The 18,966-nt window shown below is 67.0% G+C and carries 21 protein-coding genes and 1 pseudogene; 16 read left to right on the forward strand and 6 right to left on the reverse strand.

Translation table 11 applies throughout. From position 1 onward, the window contains the following. Positions 1-2 precede the first annotated feature (2 nt). Together ABS761_RS08855 and ABS761_RS08860 are read right to left on the reverse strand one after the other, a co-directional pair. Positions 3-893, reverse strand: coding sequence for a 3-methyl-2-oxobutanoate hydroxymethyltransferase (locus ABS761_RS08855; protein WP_350407861.1), 891 nt, complete (start codon positions 891-893; stop codon positions 3-5). A gap of 24 nt (positions 894-917) precedes the next feature. Next, complete coding sequence (locus tag ABS761_RS08860; RefSeq protein ID WP_350407863.1) at positions 918-1,859, reverse strand: 3-methyl-2-oxobutanoate hydroxymethyltransferase; 942 nt, start codon at positions 1,857-1,859, stop codon at positions 918-920. Positions 1,860-2,168: 309 nt separating this feature from the next. On the opposite strand from ABS761_RS08860, the gene panB reads away from it, so the two are divergent. Genes panB through ABS761_RS08900 form a run of 8 tightly spaced genes read left to right on the forward strand, consistent with a single transcriptional unit; the run spans position 2,169 to position 8,297 of the window. Continuing rightward, positions 2,169-3,092: a 3-methyl-2-oxobutanoate hydroxymethyltransferase gene (panB, locus tag ABS761_RS08865; RefSeq protein WP_350407864.1), complete on the forward strand. Its 924-nt coding sequence runs from the start codon at positions 2,169-2,171 to the stop codon at positions 3,090-3,092. A 57-nt stretch (positions 3,093-3,149) separates the two neighbouring features. After that, positions 3,150-3,458 (forward strand): BMC domain-containing protein, encoded by a 309-nt coding sequence (locus ABS761_RS08870; RefSeq protein WP_350407866.1) that lies wholly within the window; start codon positions 3,150-3,152, stop codon positions 3,456-3,458. A 5-nt stretch (positions 3,459-3,463) separates the two neighbouring features. Next, the gene (locus ABS761_RS08875; RefSeq protein WP_350407868.1) at positions 3,464-4,099 is read left to right on the forward strand and encodes a hypothetical protein; all 636 of its coding nucleotides are present in this window, start codon (positions 3,464-3,466) and stop codon (positions 4,097-4,099) included. Between the two features lie 29 nt (positions 4,100-4,128). Then, positions 4,129-4,440, forward strand: coding sequence for a EutN/CcmL family microcompartment protein (locus ABS761_RS08880; protein ID WP_350407870.1), 312 nt, complete (start codon positions 4,129-4,131; stop codon positions 4,438-4,440). Between the two features lie 28 nt (positions 4,441-4,468). Next, entirely contained in the window at positions 4,469-5,971 is a 1,503-nt protein-coding gene (locus ABS761_RS08885; RefSeq protein WP_350407872.1) for an aldehyde dehydrogenase family protein, read from the forward strand. A gap of 12 nt (positions 5,972-5,983) precedes the next feature. Next, positions 5,984-6,445, forward strand: a complete 462-nt coding sequence (locus tag ABS761_RS08890; RefSeq protein ID WP_350407874.1) for a hypothetical protein — start codon at positions 5,984-5,986, stop codon at positions 6,443-6,445. A 19-nt stretch (positions 6,446-6,464) separates the two neighbouring features. Then, on the forward strand, positions 6,465-6,887 hold the full coding sequence (locus ABS761_RS08895) for a hypothetical protein (RefSeq protein WP_350407876.1): 423 nt from the start codon (positions 6,465-6,467) through the stop codon (positions 6,885-6,887). A 15-nt stretch (positions 6,888-6,902) separates the two neighbouring features. Next, positions 6,903-8,297 (forward strand): SulP family inorganic anion transporter, encoded by a 1,395-nt coding sequence (locus tag ABS761_RS08900; RefSeq protein WP_350407877.1) that lies wholly within the window; start codon positions 6,903-6,905, stop codon positions 8,295-8,297. 43 nt (positions 8,298-8,340) lie between these two features. On the opposite strand, the pseudogene ABS761_RS08905 reads toward ABS761_RS08900, so the two are convergent. From ABS761_RS08905 to ABS761_RS08915, 3 genes and pseudogenes are all read right to left on the reverse strand, one after another. Beyond that, a pseudogene (locus ABS761_RS08905) lies at positions 8,341-9,492 on the reverse strand (chorismate-binding protein); the annotation flags it as partial. Between the two features lie 4 nt (positions 9,493-9,496). Continuing rightward, entirely contained in the window at positions 9,497-10,282 is a 786-nt protein-coding gene (locus ABS761_RS08910) for an ABC transporter permease (RefSeq protein WP_350407879.1), read from the reverse strand. An 8-nt stretch (positions 10,283-10,290) separates the two neighbouring features. Further along, positions 10,291-11,340 (reverse strand): ABC transporter substrate-binding protein, encoded by a 1,050-nt coding sequence (locus ABS761_RS08915; RefSeq protein ID WP_350407880.1) that lies wholly within the window; start codon positions 11,338-11,340, stop codon positions 10,291-10,293. A 397-nt stretch (positions 11,341-11,737) separates the two neighbouring features. Here ABS761_RS08915 and folE point away from each other — a divergent pair, with 397 nt between their 5' ends. From folE to ABS761_RS08930, 3 genes are all read left to right on the forward strand, one after another. Then, complete coding sequence (folE, locus tag ABS761_RS08920; RefSeq protein WP_350407882.1) at positions 11,738-12,307, forward strand: GTP cyclohydrolase I FolE; 570 nt, start codon at positions 11,738-11,740, stop codon at positions 12,305-12,307. 155 nt (positions 12,308-12,462) lie between these two features. Then, positions 12,463-13,455 carry a glycosyltransferase family 2 protein gene (locus tag ABS761_RS08925; protein ID WP_350407884.1) on the forward strand — a complete coding sequence of 331 codons (993 nt, stop codon included), beginning with the start codon at positions 12,463-12,465 and terminating at the stop codon, positions 13,453-13,455. Beyond that, positions 13,452-15,119, forward strand: a complete 1,668-nt coding sequence (locus ABS761_RS08930) for an ArnT family glycosyltransferase (RefSeq protein WP_350407885.1) — start codon at positions 13,452-13,454, stop codon at positions 15,117-15,119. Before ABS761_RS08925 ends, ABS761_RS08930 begins: the two co-directional genes overlap by 4 nt. Here ABS761_RS08930 and ABS761_RS08935 read toward each other — a convergent pair. Next, positions 15,079-15,468, reverse strand: a complete 390-nt coding sequence (locus ABS761_RS08935) for a GtrA family protein (protein WP_350407887.1) — start codon at positions 15,466-15,468, stop codon at positions 15,079-15,081. The two genes, ABS761_RS08930 and ABS761_RS08935, sit on opposite strands and share 41 nt — an antisense overlap. On the opposite strand from ABS761_RS08935, the gene ABS761_RS08940 reads away from it, so the two are divergent. The 5 genes from ABS761_RS08940 (at position 15,467) to mobA (ending at position 18,923) form a co-directional block, all read left to right on the forward strand. Continuing rightward, a complete protein-coding gene (locus ABS761_RS08940) occupies positions 15,467-16,312 on the forward strand; it encodes a ChbG/HpnK family deacetylase (RefSeq protein WP_350407889.1) in 846 nt (281 codons plus the stop codon). The genes ABS761_RS08935 and ABS761_RS08940 overlap by 2 nt on opposite strands. Continuing rightward, positions 16,309-16,653: a protein tyrosine phosphatase family protein gene (locus ABS761_RS08945; protein ID WP_350407891.1), complete on the forward strand. Its 345-nt coding sequence runs from the start codon at positions 16,309-16,311 to the stop codon at positions 16,651-16,653. Before ABS761_RS08940 ends, ABS761_RS08945 begins: the two co-directional genes overlap by 4 nt. Before the next feature lie 104 nt (positions 16,654-16,757). After that, complete coding sequence (locus ABS761_RS08950; protein ID WP_350407893.1) at positions 16,758-17,219, forward strand: universal stress protein; 462 nt, start codon at positions 16,758-16,760, stop codon at positions 17,217-17,219. Positions 17,220-17,248: 29 nt separating this feature from the next. Beyond that, positions 17,249-18,322, forward strand: a complete 1,074-nt coding sequence (gene moaA / locus ABS761_RS08955; protein ID WP_350407895.1) for a GTP 3',8-cyclase MoaA — start codon at positions 17,249-17,251, stop codon at positions 18,320-18,322. Next, positions 18,315-18,923 carry a molybdenum cofactor guanylyltransferase gene (mobA, locus tag ABS761_RS08960; RefSeq protein WP_350407897.1) on the forward strand — a complete coding sequence of 203 codons (609 nt, stop codon included), beginning with the start codon at positions 18,315-18,317 and terminating at the stop codon, positions 18,921-18,923. Before moaA ends, mobA begins: the two co-directional genes overlap by 8 nt. The last annotated feature ends 43 nt before the right edge of the window (positions 18,924-18,966 follow it).

Consider the following 18,966-nt stretch of genomic DNA (forward strand, 5'->3'; position numbering starts at 1 on the left):
CTTCAACGGTCCGGATGCCGGGGGGGCGTCGCGGCGCCCTCGCAAAGGGCGAGGAAGCGCTGGTGCTCCTCGGAGGTCATGTGCTGCGTGGTCTCCGCCAGTGGATAGCGGCCCGTCAGGACATGCTCTTTGTAGGTCCGCAGGCCCTGCGCGATGACGGCCGAGATGTTCACGAACACCTTGGCCTGCTTGGGACGCGGGAACGCGCTGTAGCCGACGGCGTCGCCCGTGCCGATGTACATGCCATCGGGCGAGGGTCCCGAACTCACGCTGACGATCGGAACCGGCAGGGTCCGCGCCAGGTACTGCGTGATCTCGAACGGCACGTACTCCAGGATGATCGCAAAGGCCCCGGCCTCGACGAACGCCCGCGTGCTGTCCACGATCGTCGCCGCCTCCACCGCGTCGCGGCCCTTGAAGCCGTAGCCGCTTTGCTCGAGCTTGCGCGAGGCTTGCATGCCCATGTGCCCGACGACGGGGATGCCGGCGCGCACGATTTCCGCCACGTGCCGCGCGGTATGACGGTTGCCCTCGCACTTGACCGCGTCGGCGCCGCCCTCGCTGATCAGGCGGGCGGCATTGCGGATCGACTCCTGGATCGAGAGGTTGTAGCTCATGTACGGCATGTGCGCCACTTTCATGCCGTACTTCACGACCCGGTTGACCGCCTGGCTGAGGACGAGTTGCTCCTCGAAGCGAACGGTCAGCGGCGTGGGGTGCCCCAGCAGGGACATGGGGCCCGCGTTGCCGTTGATCATCAGGTCGAATCCGACTTCGTCGGCGATGGCGGCCATGGGCGCATCATAGGCGGCGATGCAGACCAGGGGCTCGCCGCGCTGCTTTTTGGCGAGCACGGACTTCACGGTGACTTTCTTGCGTATGGCTTCAGTCATTGCATGACCTCCCGTTGACAGGCCCTATTTCACCAAGTCGAGGAATTTTTCGTGCTCTTGCGCAGTCATGTTCTGCGTGAACTCGATGTTCGGATAGCGACCGTCGAGCACTTGCGTCTTGTATTCCCGCAGGCCCTGTTGGATGAGGGGGCGCACGTCCACGAAAGAGCCTTCGTGCTTGGGGCGCGGGAACGCGCTGTAGCCCACCGCGTCGCCGCTGATCAGGTAGATGCCGTCGGGCGAGGCGCCGCCGCCCACGCTGATGACGGGCACCGGCAGGGTCTTGGCAAGGTACTGCGTGATCTCGACCGGCACGTATTCGATGATCATGGCAAAGATGCCGGCGTCCACGAACGCACGCGCGTCTTCGACGATCTTGAACGCATCCTCGGCCGAACGGCCCTTGAAACCATAGCCGCTTTGCTCGAGTTTGCGCGAGGCCTGCATGCCCATGTGACCCATGACCGGGATGCCGGCGCGCACGATTTCGGCGACGTTCTTGGCGGTGTGCTGATTGCCTTCGCACTTGACGGCGTCCGCGCCGCCCTCGCTGATGAAGCGCGCCGCGTTGCGCACGGCTTCCTCGGCCGAAATGTTGTAGGTCATATAGGGCATGTGGCCCACGGTCATGGCGTACTTCGTCATCCGGCTCACCGCCTGGGTCAGGATGAGTTGTTCCTCGAAGCGCACGGTCAGCGGCGTGGGATGCCCCAACAAGGACATGGGACCCGCATTGCCGTTGATCAGCAGGTCGAATCCGATCTCGTCGGCGATGGCGGCCATGGGGGCGTCGTAGACCCCGAGGCTGACGATCATCTCGCCTTTTTCCTTCTTGTTCAACAGTTGCTTGATAGTGGTTTTCTTACGCTTTTCGGTGCTCATTTCCTGTGTCTCCAGTAGCGCGGTGATGTCGATGAGGCTGCTGCGCGGCATGCCCAGCGCCATGTCCCGTGGATGCGCGATCATGGAATCTCCGTGATTGCGCGGCCATGAAATCGGGTGGTGGGGCATGGCACGAAGGCAGACTAGCATCGCGATCGCCATACATCCAATGCATTATTTTTTCGATTTTGATGCAGTCAACGCATTTCTATTCCGGCCTCTCGGGGCGCCCCAGCGGGAAACGTCCGGCGGGTTGGTAAATTGCAGTTAACGCATTGAATTGTTGAAAACAATGCATTGGATGTATAGAAACCCCGATGATAATCTGGCCCCATCGCAAGTTTCAGAATCACTTCGAAAGGCCCCAGCGCCGTAGAACAGGACCTATCCGGTATGAGCCAGAATCCAGTCGCCCGACGCAAGCGCGTGACCCCGAATGCCATACGAGGCCGCAAGAACGGCGCGGATCCCATTACGCTGGTGTCGGCATATGACTATCCGTTCGCCCGCTGCGCGGACGAGGCCGGCATCGACATCATTTTTGTGAGCGATGCACTTGCCAGCGTCGGGCTGGGGCGCAACGACACCCTGTCGGTCACGATCGACGAGATGATCCACCACACCAAGGCGGTCAAGGCGGGTTCGGGCAACAGCCTCGTGCTCGCGACCTTGCCCTATCTGTCCTATCCGAACCCTCGCGAGGCGATTGCCTCGGCCAGTCGGCTGGTCAAGGAGGGCGGCGCCAACGCCATCGAGATCGAGGGCTGCGCCGATTTGGCGCCCACCATCAATGCCCTGGTCGACAGCGGCATCGCGGTGGTGGCGCACGTGGGCCTGACCAAGAAGGTCGCCGCGCGCACCGGCAGCTATCGCACGATGGGCATGGATGCCCAGTCGGCGCTGGAGACGGTCGAGGATGCGATGGCGCTCGCCGATGCCGGCGCCTTCGCCGTCATCCTGGAGTGCATCCCCGATCGCCTCGCCCAGCTCATCACGCAATTGCTGGGCGTGCCGACGATCGGCATCGGCGCAGGTCCCTATTGCGATGGCCAGGGGCTGGTCAGCCAGGACATGCTGGGTTTGTTTGACAAGTTCGTTCCCAAATTCGTGCAGCAGTTCGCCCATCTGGGCCATGCGGCGATCGAGGGTTATGCCCGCTTTCGAGACAGCGTCGGCCAGCGCCAGTTCCCCGCCCCGCAGCATACGGTGCAGGCGGACGACCGGGTGCTTGCCGACATGTTGCAGTACCTGCGCTCCCTCGATGGGAACGCATCTTTCAGCCATGCGCAGCCGGGCGGTTTCACGGCCGCGGCGTAGGCGGCGATTCTAGTGTCGTACCCCTTTACTTAAATCATCACTTTCGAGGTGGAAAAAATGGCAAATGACGGTCACATCGCTCTGGGACTGGTAGAGACGCGCGGCCTGGTGGGCGCAATCGAGGCGGCTGACGCCATGGTGAAGGCGGCCAACGTGTCGCTGTTGGGCAAGGAGATGATCGGCGGCGGCTTCGTCACCGTGATGGTCCGTGGCGACGTCGGCGCGGTCAAGGCGGCCACCGACGCCGGCGCGGCGGCGGCCAAGCGGGTCGGCGACCTGGTCTCGGTCCACGTCATCCCGCGCCCGCACGGCGATCTGTCCTCGGTCCTGCCGGCGCGCGCCACCGCGTCCTCTCAAGCCAAGTGACGGCCATGGCGACGAACAACAGCAATCTACAACTGCGGGCGTTCTTCTACATCGACCGGATGCAGGCCCAGTACGCGGCATACTTCGGCACCGTCACGTCCGGGGACATTCCGGTTGCGGGAATGGCCCAGCTCTACGTCGAACTGGCGCCTGGCAACGAGGTGTTCCGCATCGTCGACATGGCGCTCAAGGCCACAGACGTCAAACCCGGGGTCCAGATCGTGGAGCGCGAGTTCGGCGTCCTGGAGGTGCACTCGGAGTCCCAGGAGTCCGTGCGCGAGGCCGGTCGCGTGATCCTGGAGCGCCTGGGCATGCGGGAAGAGGACCGGATCCGGCCCAAGGTCGCCTCGGTGCAATTGATCACCAATGTATCGCCATACCAGGCGCAGTTGATCAACCGCTCGCGGCGCGGCCACATGCTGGTGCCGGGCGAGGCGCTGTACGTGCTGGAGGTGACTCCGGCCGCGTACATCGACCTCGCGGCGAACGAGGCCGAGAAATCAGCCAACGTGCGCCTCATCCGCCTGCAGGACGTGGGCCGCTTTGGCCGCTTGTTCATGGCCGGCACCGAAGCCGAGGTCCGCACTGCGCAACTGGCATCGATCGCCGCCATCGAGAATCTCACCGGCGTCGATAAATGACCGCCGGTTGATCGAACAGGACACTAGTCATGCTGATATGCCGAACCATAGGGATGGTGGTCTCCACCATCAAGCAAGACGCGCTGGCCAGCAGCAAGCTGCTGCTGGTGCGGCGCACGGCCGCCAATGGCGACGCCATTGGGGAACCCTTCGTCGCGATCGACACGGTCGGCAGCGGCGAGGATGAGCTGGTGCTGGTCGCCGTCGGCAGTGCCGCCCGCGAGACTGAACGGACCCGCGGCGGCCCGGTGGATGCCGCGATTGTCGGAATCATCGACTCGACCTCGGGTGGCGGCAAGCTGACGTTCTCGAAGTCCGGCGCTCCGCGCAAATCGCGGTAACGGCAGGCGCAACCCGTAGGAGAAAGCGGTGTCACAACAAGAGTACGACAAGGACTTGAGGTCCGTGCAGCAGGCGCGCCGCCTGCTGGAACAGTGCCGGGCCGCCCAGCGGCAGTTCGCCTCGGCCAGTGCGGCGCAGGTCGATGCGATCTGCCAGGCCATGTCCGAGGCTGCCTATCAGGAGGCCTCGCGCCTGGGACTGATGGCGCACGAGGAAACCGGCTATGGCAACCCGGACCACAAGACCATCAAGAATCAGCATGCGGCGAAAGCGGTCTGGGAGTCGATTCGCGGCATCCAGACCGTGGGCGTGGTGTCGCGCGACGAGGCGCGCAAGGTCATGACCATCGCCGAGCCCATGGGTGTGGTGGCCGCTCTGACGCCCAGCACGAATCCGACTTCCACGGCGATCTTCAAGTCTTTGATCGCCGTCAAGGGGCGCAATGGGATCGTGATCTCGCCCCATCCCTCGGCCGCCCGCTGCACACAGGAGGCGGTCCGCATCGTGGCCGCCGCCGCCGAGCGCGCCGGCGCGCCCCGGGGCCTGATCGTCTGCCTCGAGGAGCCGACGCTGCAGGCCACGCAGGAGCTTCTGCGGCATTACGCGGTTACCGTGATCCTGGCGACCGGCGGCGGGCCGATGGTGCGCGCCGCGCACAGCACCGGCAAGCCGGCCTATGGCGTCGGTCCGGGCAATGTGCCGGCCTGGGTCGACCGCTCGGCTGACATCCGCAAGGCCGCGCGCGACCTGGTGTGGAGCAAGTCCTTCGATTGCAGCTTGATCTGCGCCACCGAGCAAACGGTCGTTGCCGACCAGGCGATCGCACAGGATCTGCGCCGCCATATGGAGGATGCCGGCGCGTACTGGGTGGACGAGGCGCAGGCGGCGCGTTTGGGCGAACTCTTGTTTCGTCCCGACGGCGGCATGAACACCCGCTCCGTGGGCCAGAGCGCGCAAGCCCTGGCCAAGGCGATCGGCCTGGCGGTTCCCGAGACGGTCAAGGTGCTGGTGGCCCCTCTGGGCGGCGTAGGCGCGCAGCATCCGCTGTCGCGCGAGAAGCTGACCTCGGTGCTGGGCTTTATCACCGCGCCGGATGCGCGCCAAGGTTTGGAGACCTGCCTGTCGATCCTGAAGTTCGGCGGCGATGGGCACACGGCGGTCATTCATTCCCAGGACCGCGCGCAGGTTGAGGAAATGGCATTGCGCCTGCCGGCGTTCCGCATCGTGGTCAATTCAATGTCCACCTTGGGCAGCGTCGGCCATACCTGCGGTTTCGCGCCGTCCTTCACTCTGGGGACAGGCGGCATCGGCGGAGCGATCAGCGGCGACAACATCACGGTCACGCACCTGATCAACATCAAGCGTGTGGGCTGGGAGCTGGTGTCCTGGACGCCGCCTGATGCCGAGGCGGCCGCGCGGTCCGATGCGCGCGGCCCGCGGCACGCGGATGCGCAGGACGTGGATGCGATCGTGCGTGGGGTGCTGGATCGGCTCAAGGCCGCCGGGGCGACCCACGGCCAGGCCTCTTGACGGGGTAGCGCCATGGCCTATTTTCACCCCCCCCAAGAGCGTCCACGCCGCGTCAAGCGCTTCCTCACCGTGCGTGACATCGAGGACGCAGCGGCGAGCGGCTGCCGCGAGATCGTCCATGTGGACGATCTGGTGATCACCGATGCGGCGCGCGAGGCGGCGCACGATCTGGGCGTGGCGATCGTCAAGCCAGATCCGGCGCGGTCCGCGTCTCCGCCGCCCACGCCCACGCCGGCATCCGCATCCGCGCCGCCGGTCGGCCAGCCGTTCACGCCGGCCCCGCAGCAGGCGGTTCCGCCACTGCAGGCTGCACCGGCGCCATATGCCGCGTCGCGGCCTCCCGCGGCGTCCGCCGCCTTCATGCCGCCTCCGGGCGCCCATGCCGATGAGCACCCGCTCGTCCAGGATCTGGCGCGCGCGATCCACGCCCGCTGGCGTCCGGTGCGGCGGCGCCAGCGACAGCTTCTCGCCTAAACCCGATGGAATCCATGCCATGACAGCCCATTCCACGCCTTACTACGATCCCCCCGTGCGTTTTCGCGAGGTCTACACCCGCGCGGACATCGACGCCCTGGTCAACAGCGGCCAGACCGCCCTGACTCTCGGCGAGCGCGGCACGATCACCGACGAAGCCCGGGAGCACGCCCTCAAGCTCGGGATCGTCATTCAGCATGCGGACCAGAAGCCCCGGGCGGGCGCGACCCAGCCGCGATCCGCGCCGCCGCAGGCTTCTACAGCCCCCGTGCCTGCCCGCGTGCAGGCGCCTTCCTCGCCGGCCCGTCCCGCCGCCGCATCCCCGGCCGGCGTCATCGACGCCGTGGTCGCCGAGCTGCACGCCCGGGGGATCGCGCCCTCGGCTGCCCTGGTCCAGGACATCGTGGCGGGCGTGAACGGCGCGCTTGCCCCTCGTCGCTAGCGGGGGAGGACGCCCATGGCGGGGTCCCGCGCGCGCCGGCTGCTGCCGTTTCTCCAATGGCCGCGCCCTACGGCGGCATCGCTGCGCAAGGACGCATGGGCCGGTTTGAGCGTCGCACTGGTCCTGATCCCGCAGTCTCTGGCGTACGCCACGCTGGCGGGCATGCCGCCGGAAACCGGACTTTATGCGGCGATGTTGCCGGCGGTCGTCGGCATCCTCTGGGGATCCTCCTCGCTGCTGGCGGTCGGCCCCGTCGCCTTGACGAGCCTGTTGACCTCCGCCGTCTTGCTGCCCCTGGCCGCGGCCGGAGGCTCGCAGTGGGTCGCGCTGGCGATCTGGCTCGCCGTCTATTCGGGGCTCATCCAGCTCGCCCTGGGGGTCCTGCGGCTGGGCGCGATCGCGCATGTCGTGTCCGACGCGGTCATCACCGGATTCATCAATGCCGCGGCCATGATCATCATCCTCTCGCAGATTCCGCCGTTGCTGGGCCTGCCGCCCATGGCGTTCAATGCGGGTTGGCCGCTCGAGGCCCTGGCCGCCCTGCGCGAGGCGCCCCTGCCGGTGGCGCTGACGAGCGCCTTCGGGGTGGGCGCGCTGTGTCTGCTCGCGCTGCAGCGCCGCTATGCGCCGCGCCTGCCCGGCGTGCTGCTGGTCTGCGTGGGCGGCATCGTCGTCAGCGGTCTGGGCCACCTGGCGGAATATGGCATCGGCACCGTCGGGACGATCCCCCAGGGGGTGCCCGGCCTCCAGGCGCCGCCCGCCATCACCGCCTCGCAGCATGTGACGCTGTTGTCGGGCGCCTTGATCATCGCGCTGATCAGCTTCACCGAAGCCATGTCCAGTTGCCGGATCCTGTCGAAAAAATTCAACACGCCCTGGAGCGAGAATCAGGAACTGATCGGGCAGGGACTGGCCAAGATCGCCAGCGGCTTCAGCGGCGCTTTCCCGGTCAGTGGGTCGTTCTCGCGCTCGGCTCTGAACGCCTATGTCGGCGCGACCAGCGGCTGGTCCGCGCTGTTTGCCTCGGTCTGCATATTCGCCTGTCTGTTGTGGGCGACCGGCTTTCTGTTCCATTTGCCGCGCGCCATCCTGGCCGCCATCATCATCGCGCCGGTTACCGGCCTGATCAATTTGCGCGCGATCTGGCGTTCGGTCCGCGCGACGCCCGCGGATGGGCTGGTCGCACTGGCCACGTTCGTCGCCACGCTGGTCTCGACGCCGGCGCTGCATTGGGGGGTGCTGGGGGGCTTGGCGGCGTCCGCTTGCGGCTGGGCCTGGCGGCGCTTCAGGCCGCCGGGGATTGCGGTGATCGATCCGGCGGGTGGTGCCACGGGGGACCGCCCTGCGGCGTCGGCCGGGGTTCGCCGTCCGCGTCGTTTAGCGCGATCTCGCTCAAGAAAGCAGCCTTGAGCCAGCATTCCTGGAACTCCATGCCGGCGTCGCTGTCGTGCACGATGCCCGAGCCGATGCCCATGCGGCCCGCGCGTGCGCCCTCCGGGTCGGGGCGGTCCAGCTCGAGGGTCCGGATCGGGATCGACAGGCAGAATTCGCCGATGCGGTGCGGTACGCCGGCCGGCGGCTCGAGCCAGCCGATGGCACCGGTGTAGAGGCCGCGCGGCGAGCGCTCGATCTCGCGGATGATCTCCATGGTGCGCCGCTTGGGCGCCCCGGTGATCGATCCGCAGGGGTACAGGGCCTCGAACAGTTCATCCGGCCCCAGGCCGGGCCGCAGCCGGCCGCGAATCGTCGAGGTCATCTGCAGCACCGATCCAAAGGCCTTGACGTCGAACAGGCTGGGCACCGTGACCGACCCCGTCAGCGCAATCCGCCCGATGTCGTTGCGCAGCAGATCGACGATCATCACGTTCTCGGCGCGGTTCTTGGGGTCGTCGGCGAGCGCCTGCGCGCGGGCGGCGCGGGCGGGTCCCTCGGGGCCCGCGGCTGCCGTGCCCTTCATCGGGCGCGCGGTCAGTTCCCCGTCCCGGTGTCGCATGAACAGCTCGGGCGACAGCGAGACAATGGCCTCGCCGTCGGGCAATTCGATGAGGGCGCCATAGGGCACGGGCTGGCGCGCCCGCAGGCGGGCATAGAGGCCGTGCAGACTGCCATGGGCCTGGAAGTTCAGGCGAAAGGTGTAGTTGACCTGGTAGGTGTCGCCCTGGTCGATGTAGGCCTGGATGCGGGCGATGTCGGCGTGGTAGCGCGCCTCGTCCACGTCGGCGCGCAGGTCCGATATCCCGGCCCGCCCGGGGCCGTCGCGCGCCGCCAGCCAGGCACCGACCTGCTCGCTCGAGAGTCGTTCCAGGTGGTTGAAGAGGAGGATACGCGCCAAGGGCGCGGCGGTCGAGGTCGGCCGGGCGCCTTGCAGCGCCGCGCCCAGCTCATAGGAAAACAGGCCGATTGCGTGCAGGCCCGCGCGCGTGGCCAGCGACAGGGCGTCGAACAGGGACTTGAGCTGATCGGCGCGCTCGCAGGCCAGTGTTCCCGCATGACCCGTATAGAGGCGGGACAGCGGCTGCTGCGCGGTGGCGGTGCAATCGTCCAGCAGGGCAAAGCACCTGCCGCTGGGCGAGAGCCCGGGGAATTCCGGTGCCACCGGCGGCATGGGTTCAGCGCCCCTTCCAGTGCACCAGCGTGGTTTCCGCCGCGCTCAGGATGAGGTTCAAGACCAGGCCGATCAGGCCGATCAGGGCGATTCCGACGAAGACGACCGGAATCTGAAAGAGCTGTGCGGCATCCGAGATCATGAACCCCAGGCCGCGCTGCGCGCCGACCAGCTCGGCGGCCACCACCACGGCCCAGCTCAGGGCCATCGCCACCTTGAGCCCCGTGAAGATCTGCGGCAGGGCGGCCGGCAGCACGATCTTGCGGAACAACTGGAACTGGGTCAGCCCCAGCGACTGTGCGGCGCGCAGGTACAGAATGGGGACGTGCGCCGCGCCCGAGTGCGCGTTGACGTGCGCATAGTTGAAGGCGGTGATGAAGATCAGCACCACCTTGCCCAGCTCGCCCAGCCCGAAATACAGGACGACCATCGGGATGAAGGCGATCGGCGGAATCGGCCGGATGAAGGCCATGATGGGCGACATCATCGCATCGCAATTGCGGTAGTAGCCGGTGATCAGGCCGGTTGGAATGCCGAGGGCCACGCCCAGCACGAAGCCGGCCAGGGCGCGGAACAGACTGATGCCGATATGCTCGAGCAGCGGGACTCGCTGGTAGCCGTCAGTGATGAGGTCGTAGGTCACCGAGAGCAGGGTCTGGGGAGACGGCAGGTAGGTCGCGCTGATGAACTGGAAAGTGGTGGCGGCCCACCAGATCGCCAGCAGGCTCAGGATGGTGGCGGTCGAGATCCACACCGCCGGGATGGGTTGACGCGCTGTCGAGTTGCTCATGTTCGGTCTCACTTGCCTTGCTGTTGCGCCACGAACTTCTGCATGTACGATGCGTCGATGGAATCGTTGATCACTTCCCAGCTCAGAGGTTGGGGAATGGTACCAGCCTTTGCGAGCATCTGGCTGGCAAGGTAGAGCTGGCCGGCCAGCCCGCCTTGCGGAGCCACCAGAGAGTAGGGCGAATCGGGATCAAGCTGCTGTGTGAAGGAGGGCATCTTGTCGCCTGAATGCAGTTCGTAGAAGCGCTGCGCGACCTCGGGGGTGAGCTGCAGGTAGCGCTCCAGGGCTTTGACGGCCAGGCTGGGGTCCTGCTTGACGCGCTCCATGATCTCGGCATGGGCCTGCATCATCCGGATGGGAACGTCCGGGTATTTTTCCACGTAATCCTTCCTGAAGGCGTTGACGCTCGGGCAGACACCGCCGTAATCGGCGTCCCAGCTCACGACCTTGACGTCGGGCCCCTGCATGATCGTATAGGGCGCCCAGCCGATGGCGGCGTCGATCGAATTGCGGCTGGCGAAGGCGTTGGCGAACAGCGGTGGCGCCAGGTTGACCACGTTCAGGTCGCTCACCTTGACGCCGGCCTTTTCGGCGATGATGTACAAGCTCACCTGCGAGCAGGTGCCCGGCTGGGCCGCGATGGTCTTGGCCTTGGCGATGTCCTTGTAGCTCAGGACCCCGCTGCCATCCTTGGCCAGCAGGCCCTCGCCTTGGCCGTTGTCCAGCTCCCAGGAGACGATCTTCAGCGGGATGTTCTGGCCGATCGCGAACACCGTGGCCAGGCCGGTGACCACTTGGTCGATGCTGCCGCTCTTGAGCGCGGCCAGCAGCGGGGCGCCGCTGGTGAACCAGTGGAATGTGGGCTTGAGGCCGTATTTCTCATAGATGCCCATTTGCTCCGCCAAGTAGGTATTCCAGTAGCCGGCGCTTGGCCCGCCAACGTTCACGGGGATCAAATCCTTCTTGGCCTGTTCTTGCTGTGCCACGGCGCCGCCGCTCAGGCCGATGCTGAGGCTCGTGGCCGCCAGCAGGGTGGTCAATGTTTTGCCGATTTTCACGTTATCTCCTTGATGTTTTAGTCATGGCCGGCCTGAACGAGTTTGATCCGACGATATCCAGGGCGCGCAATAGTAGGCTATCGTGTCATCCGCAATCCTTCAATTGCATAATTTTCAACAAAACCATGCATGAATTGCATGCGTTCGATGGGCCGCGGCGCGCCGGGGGCTCTCTTCCGGGGAGTGCGGAGATCCGGTGGGTCCCAGCATCCATGCGGTTTTGCGCCGCCGGGCGCCGCCGCATCGCGCCTCGGCTGGCGGTGTCCGCAGCAACCGTGCCGTGCCTGCGCGCGCCGGACCGCGTCCGGCACGGCACGGCTGCCGGGGGCATAATGACGGACACTTGATTGGCGGTCGGCGCCTTTGGCGTCGACAGGTAACTTGGGAAGACTTTTCAATGGACACACAGCAGTTTGGGGTGGAGGACTGGCGCCGCTTTCTGAGCAGCATTGGCGAGGATCCCGAGCGCAGCGGCTTGCTCGAGACCCCTCAGCGCCTGATCGGCGCGTGGCAATATTGGACGTCGGGCTATGCTCAGGACCCGGCCGACGTGCTCAAAGTGTTCGAGGATGGGGCCGAGCAGTACAGCGAGCTCATCGTGGTGCGTGGCATCCCTGTCTACAGTCATTGCGAGCATCACCTCACGCCGTTCTTCGGCACCGCCACGATCGGCTACATCCCCAACGGCCGGATCGTCGGCTTGTCCAAGCTGACGCGGCTGGTCGATTGCTTTGCCCGGCGCCTGCAGGTCCAGGAGCGCCTGACGATCCAGGTGGCCAATGCCTTGATGACCCACATGAAGCCCCTGTCGGTCGGGGTCGTCGTGCGCTGCCGCCATCTCTGCATGGAAAGCCGCGGCATCCGCACCCCGGGCGAGGAGACCGTGACCTCGGCCATGCTGGGCGGCATGCGGACCAACCTCGCGTCGCGCACCGAGTTCCTGGCGCTCGCGCGCGATTCGGGCTGAGGGGCGCCGGCTCGGCCAAGGCCCTGACTGCCGCCGCCTCGGCGCGGACCGAGACCCCGGCCATCGACCGCGGCCGGGAGGTTCGAGTATGATGCTTGCGTCCTGAAAGTGGTGTTACCAGATTTGTCACCGCCGCGAGAGCGGCGGGGGGAGCTATGCCGACACTCGCATCCATCTCTTGCGTGATTCCCTGCCTCAACGAGCAAGCCAATCTGGGCGTGTTGCTGCCCGAGTTGCTGAACGTCGTGAGGCAGCAGGGCTGCGCGTTCGAGATTATTGTCGTGGATGATGGGAGCACGGATGGAACGCCTGATGCGATGCGTCACTGGACCGAGCGGCATGATGAGATTATGTATCTACGTCTATCGCGCAATTTCGGCAAGGAGGCGGCCATGACCGCGGGGCTGGAGGCGGCGCGCGGTCAGGTCGTTGTTTGCCTGGACGCCGACATGCAGCATCCGCCGACGCTGATTCCGGCCATGCTCGAGCGCTGGCGCGAGGGGGTGCAGATGGTCTATGCGGTGCGCGCCTCGCGCGAGGACGAGACCCGTTTCAAGCGCCTGGGGACGCGCTTGTTCTATGCCTTGATGCGCACGTCCAACGGCCTGGGCGTCCCCGAGAACGCGGGCGACTTCCGGTTGATGGATCGGGCAGTGGTCGATGCCCTGCTGCGTTTGCCGGAGCGTGACCGCTTCATGAAAGGCCTGTTCGCCTGGGTTGGTTTCGAGGCCGAGCCCATGGCCTACAACCCGCCCGTGCGCCTGCACGGCGTATCGCGGTTCAGGCCCTTGAAGCTCCTGAGTTTCGCCGTGGATGGCCTGACGGCCTTCACCACCTGGCCGCTGCGTCTGCTGAGCCTGGCGGGGGTGCTGTTGTCGCTGATGTCCTTCGGCTATGGCCTGCTGATCGTCATCGGCTACTGGCTGTACGGCAATCCGGTGCAGGGCTGGGCCTCGCTGATCACCGTGGTGCTGTTCTTCGCCGGGGTGAACCTGATCTCGCTGGGGGTCGTGGGCGAGTATGTCGCGCGCATCTTCACCGAGGTCAAGGGGCGGCCGGTCTACCTGCTGCGCGAGCGCGCCGGCGCCGGCTTGCCGGCCAGGCCTGGCGAGCGCGCCGAACCGGGCGACCGCCAGGAGGGCACATGAGGCCGTCGGCCGCCGCCGGCGCGTTGCGCGGCCGCTGGTCGCGCCTGGTCGACAGCGGCCAGCGGCTGCTGATCAGGGGACAAGCCCTGGGGTCCTGGCCGTGGGTGGCGGGCCTCACCTTTCTCTGGCTGGCCGCCACCACCTGGGTGTATCCACTGCTCCTGCCCGACGAGGGGCGCTATGTGGGCGTGGCCTGGCACATGCTCGAATCGGGCGACTACCTCACGCCCATGCTCGACGGCATGCCGTTCTTTCACAAGCCGCCGCTGTTCTACTGGCTGACGGCCTCGTCGCTGGCGCTGTTCGGCGCCAATGCCTGGGCGGCCAGGTTGTGCTCTGTCTTGGCGGCGACCGTCCTCGTCACGCTGTTCCACCGTTTCTTGCGCGTGCGCGCCAATCCGCGCATCGCCGGCTACGCCACCCTGATCCTGGCGATCCAGCCCTTTCTGTTCGGCGCTTCGCACTATGCCAATCTGGACATGCTGGTGGGGGCCGTCATCGGCCTGACCGTCATGGCGGGGGCCACGGCGGTCTTCCGCCACGAGCAGACGCGCCCGGACCGGGCGGCGGTGCTGTGCATGTACGCGGCCGCGGCGTTCGGTTTCCTGGCCAAGGGACTGATCGGCGTGGTCCTGCCTGGCGGGGTGCTCTTCTTTTGGCTGCTGGGCCGGCGGCGCTTCGCCGCCATGAGGCGGCTGCTGTGGTGGCCGGGCATCCTGTTGTTCCTCGTGCTGTCGCTGCCCTGGATGGCGGCGATGCAGGCGCGCCATCCTGGATTCTTCGACTACTACATTGTCTACCAGCATTTCCAGCGTTTCCTCGAGTCCGGCTTCAATAATCCGCATCCCTTCTGGTTCTATGTGCCGGTATTGTTGGGCCTGACGCTGCCCTGGTCGGTCCAGCTCTGGCGCTGGGGCCGGCGCGACGGGCCGGCGAACCTGGCCTTCGTGCCGCCAGCCGAGACCTTCGAGCAGGTCGACCGGCCCGTGCTGCGCGGCCTGATGCTGTCCTGGCTGCTGGTGATCCTGGTGTTCTTCTCGATTCCCGCCTCCAAGCTCGTGGGCTACGTCATCGCCGCCCTGCCGCCGCTGGCCTGGTTCATTGCCGAGGTCTTCGAGGCACGTGCTGCGAACGATCGGGCGCGGGCGGAGCGCGGGCTGGCGGCTTCGGCCTTGATCGCCGTACTCATCTGCGCCGTCGCGGTCCTCACCATGGTGGTTGCGCCGCAGCCCAGCAACAAGCCCCTGGCCCGGGTGCTTGCCGAGCAGGCCGGCCCCGACGATCGTCTGGTCATGTTGGACCTTTACGCCTACGACGTGCCTTTCTACGCCCATCGCGCGACGCCGTCCATCGTGGTGGCGGATTGGGACGATCCGGAGCTCCCGCGTTCCGACAACTGGCGCCGCGAGCTCTATGATGCCGGGCTGTTCGCGCCCGAGACCGCCCGCGACGTGTTGTGGCGCGCCGCGCAGTGGCATGCCGCGCTGTGCGCGCCGAACCGCCCCGTGTATTGGGTCATGGCCTACTTGAAAGAGGCGTCGGGCCAGCCCGCCTTGCAGGGCCTTGCGCCTTTGGCGTCGACTCGGCGCATGGGCCTGTGGCGCCTGGCGCCCGACGATGCGCTCAGCGTGTGCGCCGAAACGCCCAGTAGCGCCCCAGAATGAAGGTCAGGCCGGCAATGCCGACGAGGATCAGCGCCAGCAGGATGTCGTAGCGGATCGAGGTGGCGCGCAGCAGCGCCGCGTAGGCCGCCTCGTTGACGGCAAAGCCCAGCGCCGAGACAGTGAAAAACCGCCGGGCGGCCCGCGCGAGGGGCGCGTGCTGGTGGCGGAAGGTGAGGCGGTAATGGCCGGCGAACGACACACAGAACGCCACCAGCCAGCCCGCGACATTGGCCAGCAGCGGCACCAGGCCGCCGATGGCCACGCAGGCGACGGCGACGGCCCAGTGCGTCGCGGCCGCGACGCAGCCTACAATGACGAACCATCCGATTTGGGCAGCGAGTTTCAGCATGGATTCCCAGTTCAACGCAGCGGGTACCGAATACCGGCGCATTGTATTGTGCGCCGACGATTTTGGCATGAACGCGGCCGTGGACGCGGGCATTCTCGGCCTGGCCGGGCGTGGACGCCTCTCGGGGGCCAGTTGCCTGGTCGATGGCCCGACGTTCGAGGCGGGCGCTCGCCGCCTGGCGGACAGCGGGCTGCAGCTGGGGCTGCACCTCAACTTCACCGAATCCTTTGGCCAAGCCGGGCCTTGCCAGCCGCTGTCCAGCCTGATTGCCTCGGCCTACCTGCGGCGCCTGCCGCGGCGGGCGCTGCAGGCCAGCATCGAACGCCAGTTGCGCCGGTTCGAGTACCGCATCGGGCGGGTGCCCGATTACGTCGATGGCCACCAGCATGTGCACCAACTGCCAGGGGTGCGCGAGGCTTTGGTCGAGGCGATGGGCCGGTATCCGGAACCCCGCCCTTGGCTGCGCGACACTGGCAACCCCCGGGCGGCGGGCCTGCCCCTGCGCCTGCGCGCCAAGGCGTGGGTGATTGCCGCCCTGGGGGCCGCGTCCCTGCGGCGGCAGGCGCGCGCGCGCGGCCTGCGCACCAGCGGCGGCTTTCTGGGGGTGTATGATTTTCAAGGTGGCGTGCCGGCCTACCTGAGCTGGATGCGCCGCTGGCTTGGGGCCTGCCGTGACGGCGACGTGCTGATGTGCCATCCGGCCCTGGGGCCGGATCCACGGGATGCCCTGTCGGCACAGCGCCAGGCCGAGTTCGAGGTGCTGGGAGGCGAGGCCATGGCCGACCTGCTGGCGCATTATCGTATTTCCATCGTGGGCGCCCAGGCGCCCGGGAGCTCCGGATGACGCTTTCCTATCATGCTTTGGCCGACGATTTCGCCGTTGCGCCGCAATTAGGTCCCGACGACATGCAGCCGCTGGCCGAGGCCGGGTTCAGGTCCGTGATCATCAACCGGCCGGACGGGGAGGGTGGGCCCGACCAGCCGCGCGCCGAGGACGTCATGCGCGCCGCGCGCGAGGCCGGCCTCGAGGTGCGCTATCAGCCTGTGGTCAGCGGCGCGATCACGCTCGCGGACGTCGCCGAATTCTCGCGTCTGCTGCACGAGCTGCCGGGGCCCGTGCTGGCGTTCTGCCGGTCGGGCGCGCGTTGCACCAATTTGTATCAAGCCTCGCAGGAACACGGCTGACCAGCGAACTGAGAAAGGTCAATCCCAGGGCTGATACCAACTGTTCTTCCGTGGAGCTTGCGGTTATGCTGGAGAGTGACGATTAACTCTATGGACGGTTTTGTATGTTCAAGAAAATCCTGATTCCCACCGATGGTTCAAAGCTCTCCGCCCAGGCTGCGAACAAGGGGGTATGTTTCGCCCGCTCGATTGGCGCCGAGGTCGTCGCACTGCACGTGACCCAGCCGTTTGCGGCCACCGTGGGCTTTGACGGGATGGCGGCGGCCTATGCCATCACCGATGAGGATTACGACCGCAGCGCAGCCGAGCAGGCCCAGAAATATCTCAAGGCGGTGCTCGATCGCGCCGATACCGCCGGCGTCAAGGCGTCGGCCAGGGCCGTGTCCAATTTCAACGTGGCCGATGGCGTGGTCCAGGCCGCCGAGGAGGAAGGCTGCGACCTGATCTTCATCGGCAGCCATGGCCGCAGCGGCTTGTCGCGGCTCCTCTTGGGCAGCGTGACCGTCAAGGTGCTGGGCCTGGCCAAGGTGGCCACGCTCGTCTACCGGGTCAAGGAAAACGACTGAGGCGGGGCGTTTACGCGCCCCGGCGTCCCATGAGCCGCGTCATCTTTCACAACTCCACGGGGGCGCCGCAGGCGCCCGCGCCCAAGGGCGGGGTTCTCGATACCCATGGGCGGCCGATGCGCGACCTGCGCATCTCGGTGACCGATCGCTGCAATTTTCGCTGCACCTACTGCATGCCGCGCGAGGTCTTCGGGGCGGATCATGCTTTCCTGCCGCACAGCGCGCTGCTCACCTTCGAGGAAATCTCGCGCGTTGCGCAGATCGCCGCCGGCCTGGGGGTGCACAAGATCCGCCTGACGGGGGGCGAGCCCCTGATGCGCAAACAGCTCGAGGTCCTCGTCGGCATGCTGGCGGCCTTGCGCACCCCGGAGGGCGAGCCCCTCGAGATTGCGCTGACCACCAACGGCGCCCTGCTTGCGCGCAAGGCAAAGGCCCTGGCCGAGGCGGGCCTGCAGCGTGTGACCGTCAGTCTCGACGCCCTCGACGATGTGCTGTTCCAGCGCATGAGCGATGGCGGCGTGACGGTGGCCACGATCCTCGAGGGCATCGAGGCCGCCGCGCGAGCCGGCCTGGCGCCGGTCAAGGTCAACATGGTGGTGCGCAAGGGCATGAACGACGCCCAGATCCTGCCGATGGCCCGTCATTTCCGGGGCAGCGGCCACATCCTGCGCTTCATTGAGTACATGGATGTCGGCAATACCAATGGCTGGCGTATGGACGAGGTGGTGACCGGCGCCGAGATCGTCGGGATCATCGGTGCCGAGTTCCCGCTCGAGCCGGTCGGCGCCGGATACCGGGGCGAGGTCGCCGCCCGCTGGGCCTATCGGGACGGTGGCGGCGAGATCGGCCTCATCACCAGCGTTTCACAGCCCTTCTGCGGGGATTGCACCCGGATGCGGCTGTCGCCCGAGGGGCGGCTGTTCACCTGTCTGTTCGCCGAACAGGGTCACGATCTGCGGGGCTTGCTGCGCGCGGGCGCGAGCGATGCCGCGCTGGCCGAGCGCCTGGGCGGGGTCTGGCGGGCGCGCGGCGATCGGTATTCCGAACATCGCGGCGAGGCGCAGCGCGAACACAAGATCGAAATGAGCTACATCGGTGGCTGAGGCCGCGCCGCCCGCGTTCACCGGGCTGGTGTTGGCGGGTGGCCGATCCTCGCGCCTGGGTGGGGACGGCGTGCTCGGCCCCGACAAGGGCCTTGCACCGTTCCAGGGCGAACCCCTCGTATCCCATGCCTGCCGCTATCTGCGGGGGCAGGGGGCCGGCGCGATCCTGATCAGCGCCAACCGCCATGCGCAGGACTATCGCCGGTATGGACGAGTCGTCGCGGATCCTCCGCGGTTCGGAGCCTTTCAGGGGCCTTTGCTGGGTGTCGCGGCGGCCCTGGAGGCCACGCCGGACGACTGGCTGCTGACGGTGCCCGTCGACGTGCTGGCCTTGCCGGCGGACATGGCCGACCGGCTCATGCGGGCGGCCGATGCCGGGCATCCCGCATATGCGTGCACGCCGGACGGGCCGCATCCACTGTGTTTGTTGGCACCTCGCGGCGTGGCGGCGGATTTGTCCGCCTGGCTGGCGGACGGCGGGCGCAAGGTGCAGGACTGGCTGGCCCGGGTCGGTGCCCGACCGGTGGGTTTCGAGGGTGGCGGCTTTCTCAACCTGAATACGCCCGAGGACTGGCACCGGGCGGGCGCCTGCCCGCCTTAGCGCGGCGGCCGGTGCTCCCGCCGTGTCGCGCGGCCAGGCGGGC

The sequence above is a fragment of the Castellaniella sp. GW247-6E4 genome (assembly GCF_040276065.1).
Lineage (GTDB): Bacteria > Pseudomonadota > Gammaproteobacteria > Burkholderiales > Burkholderiaceae_B > Castellaniella.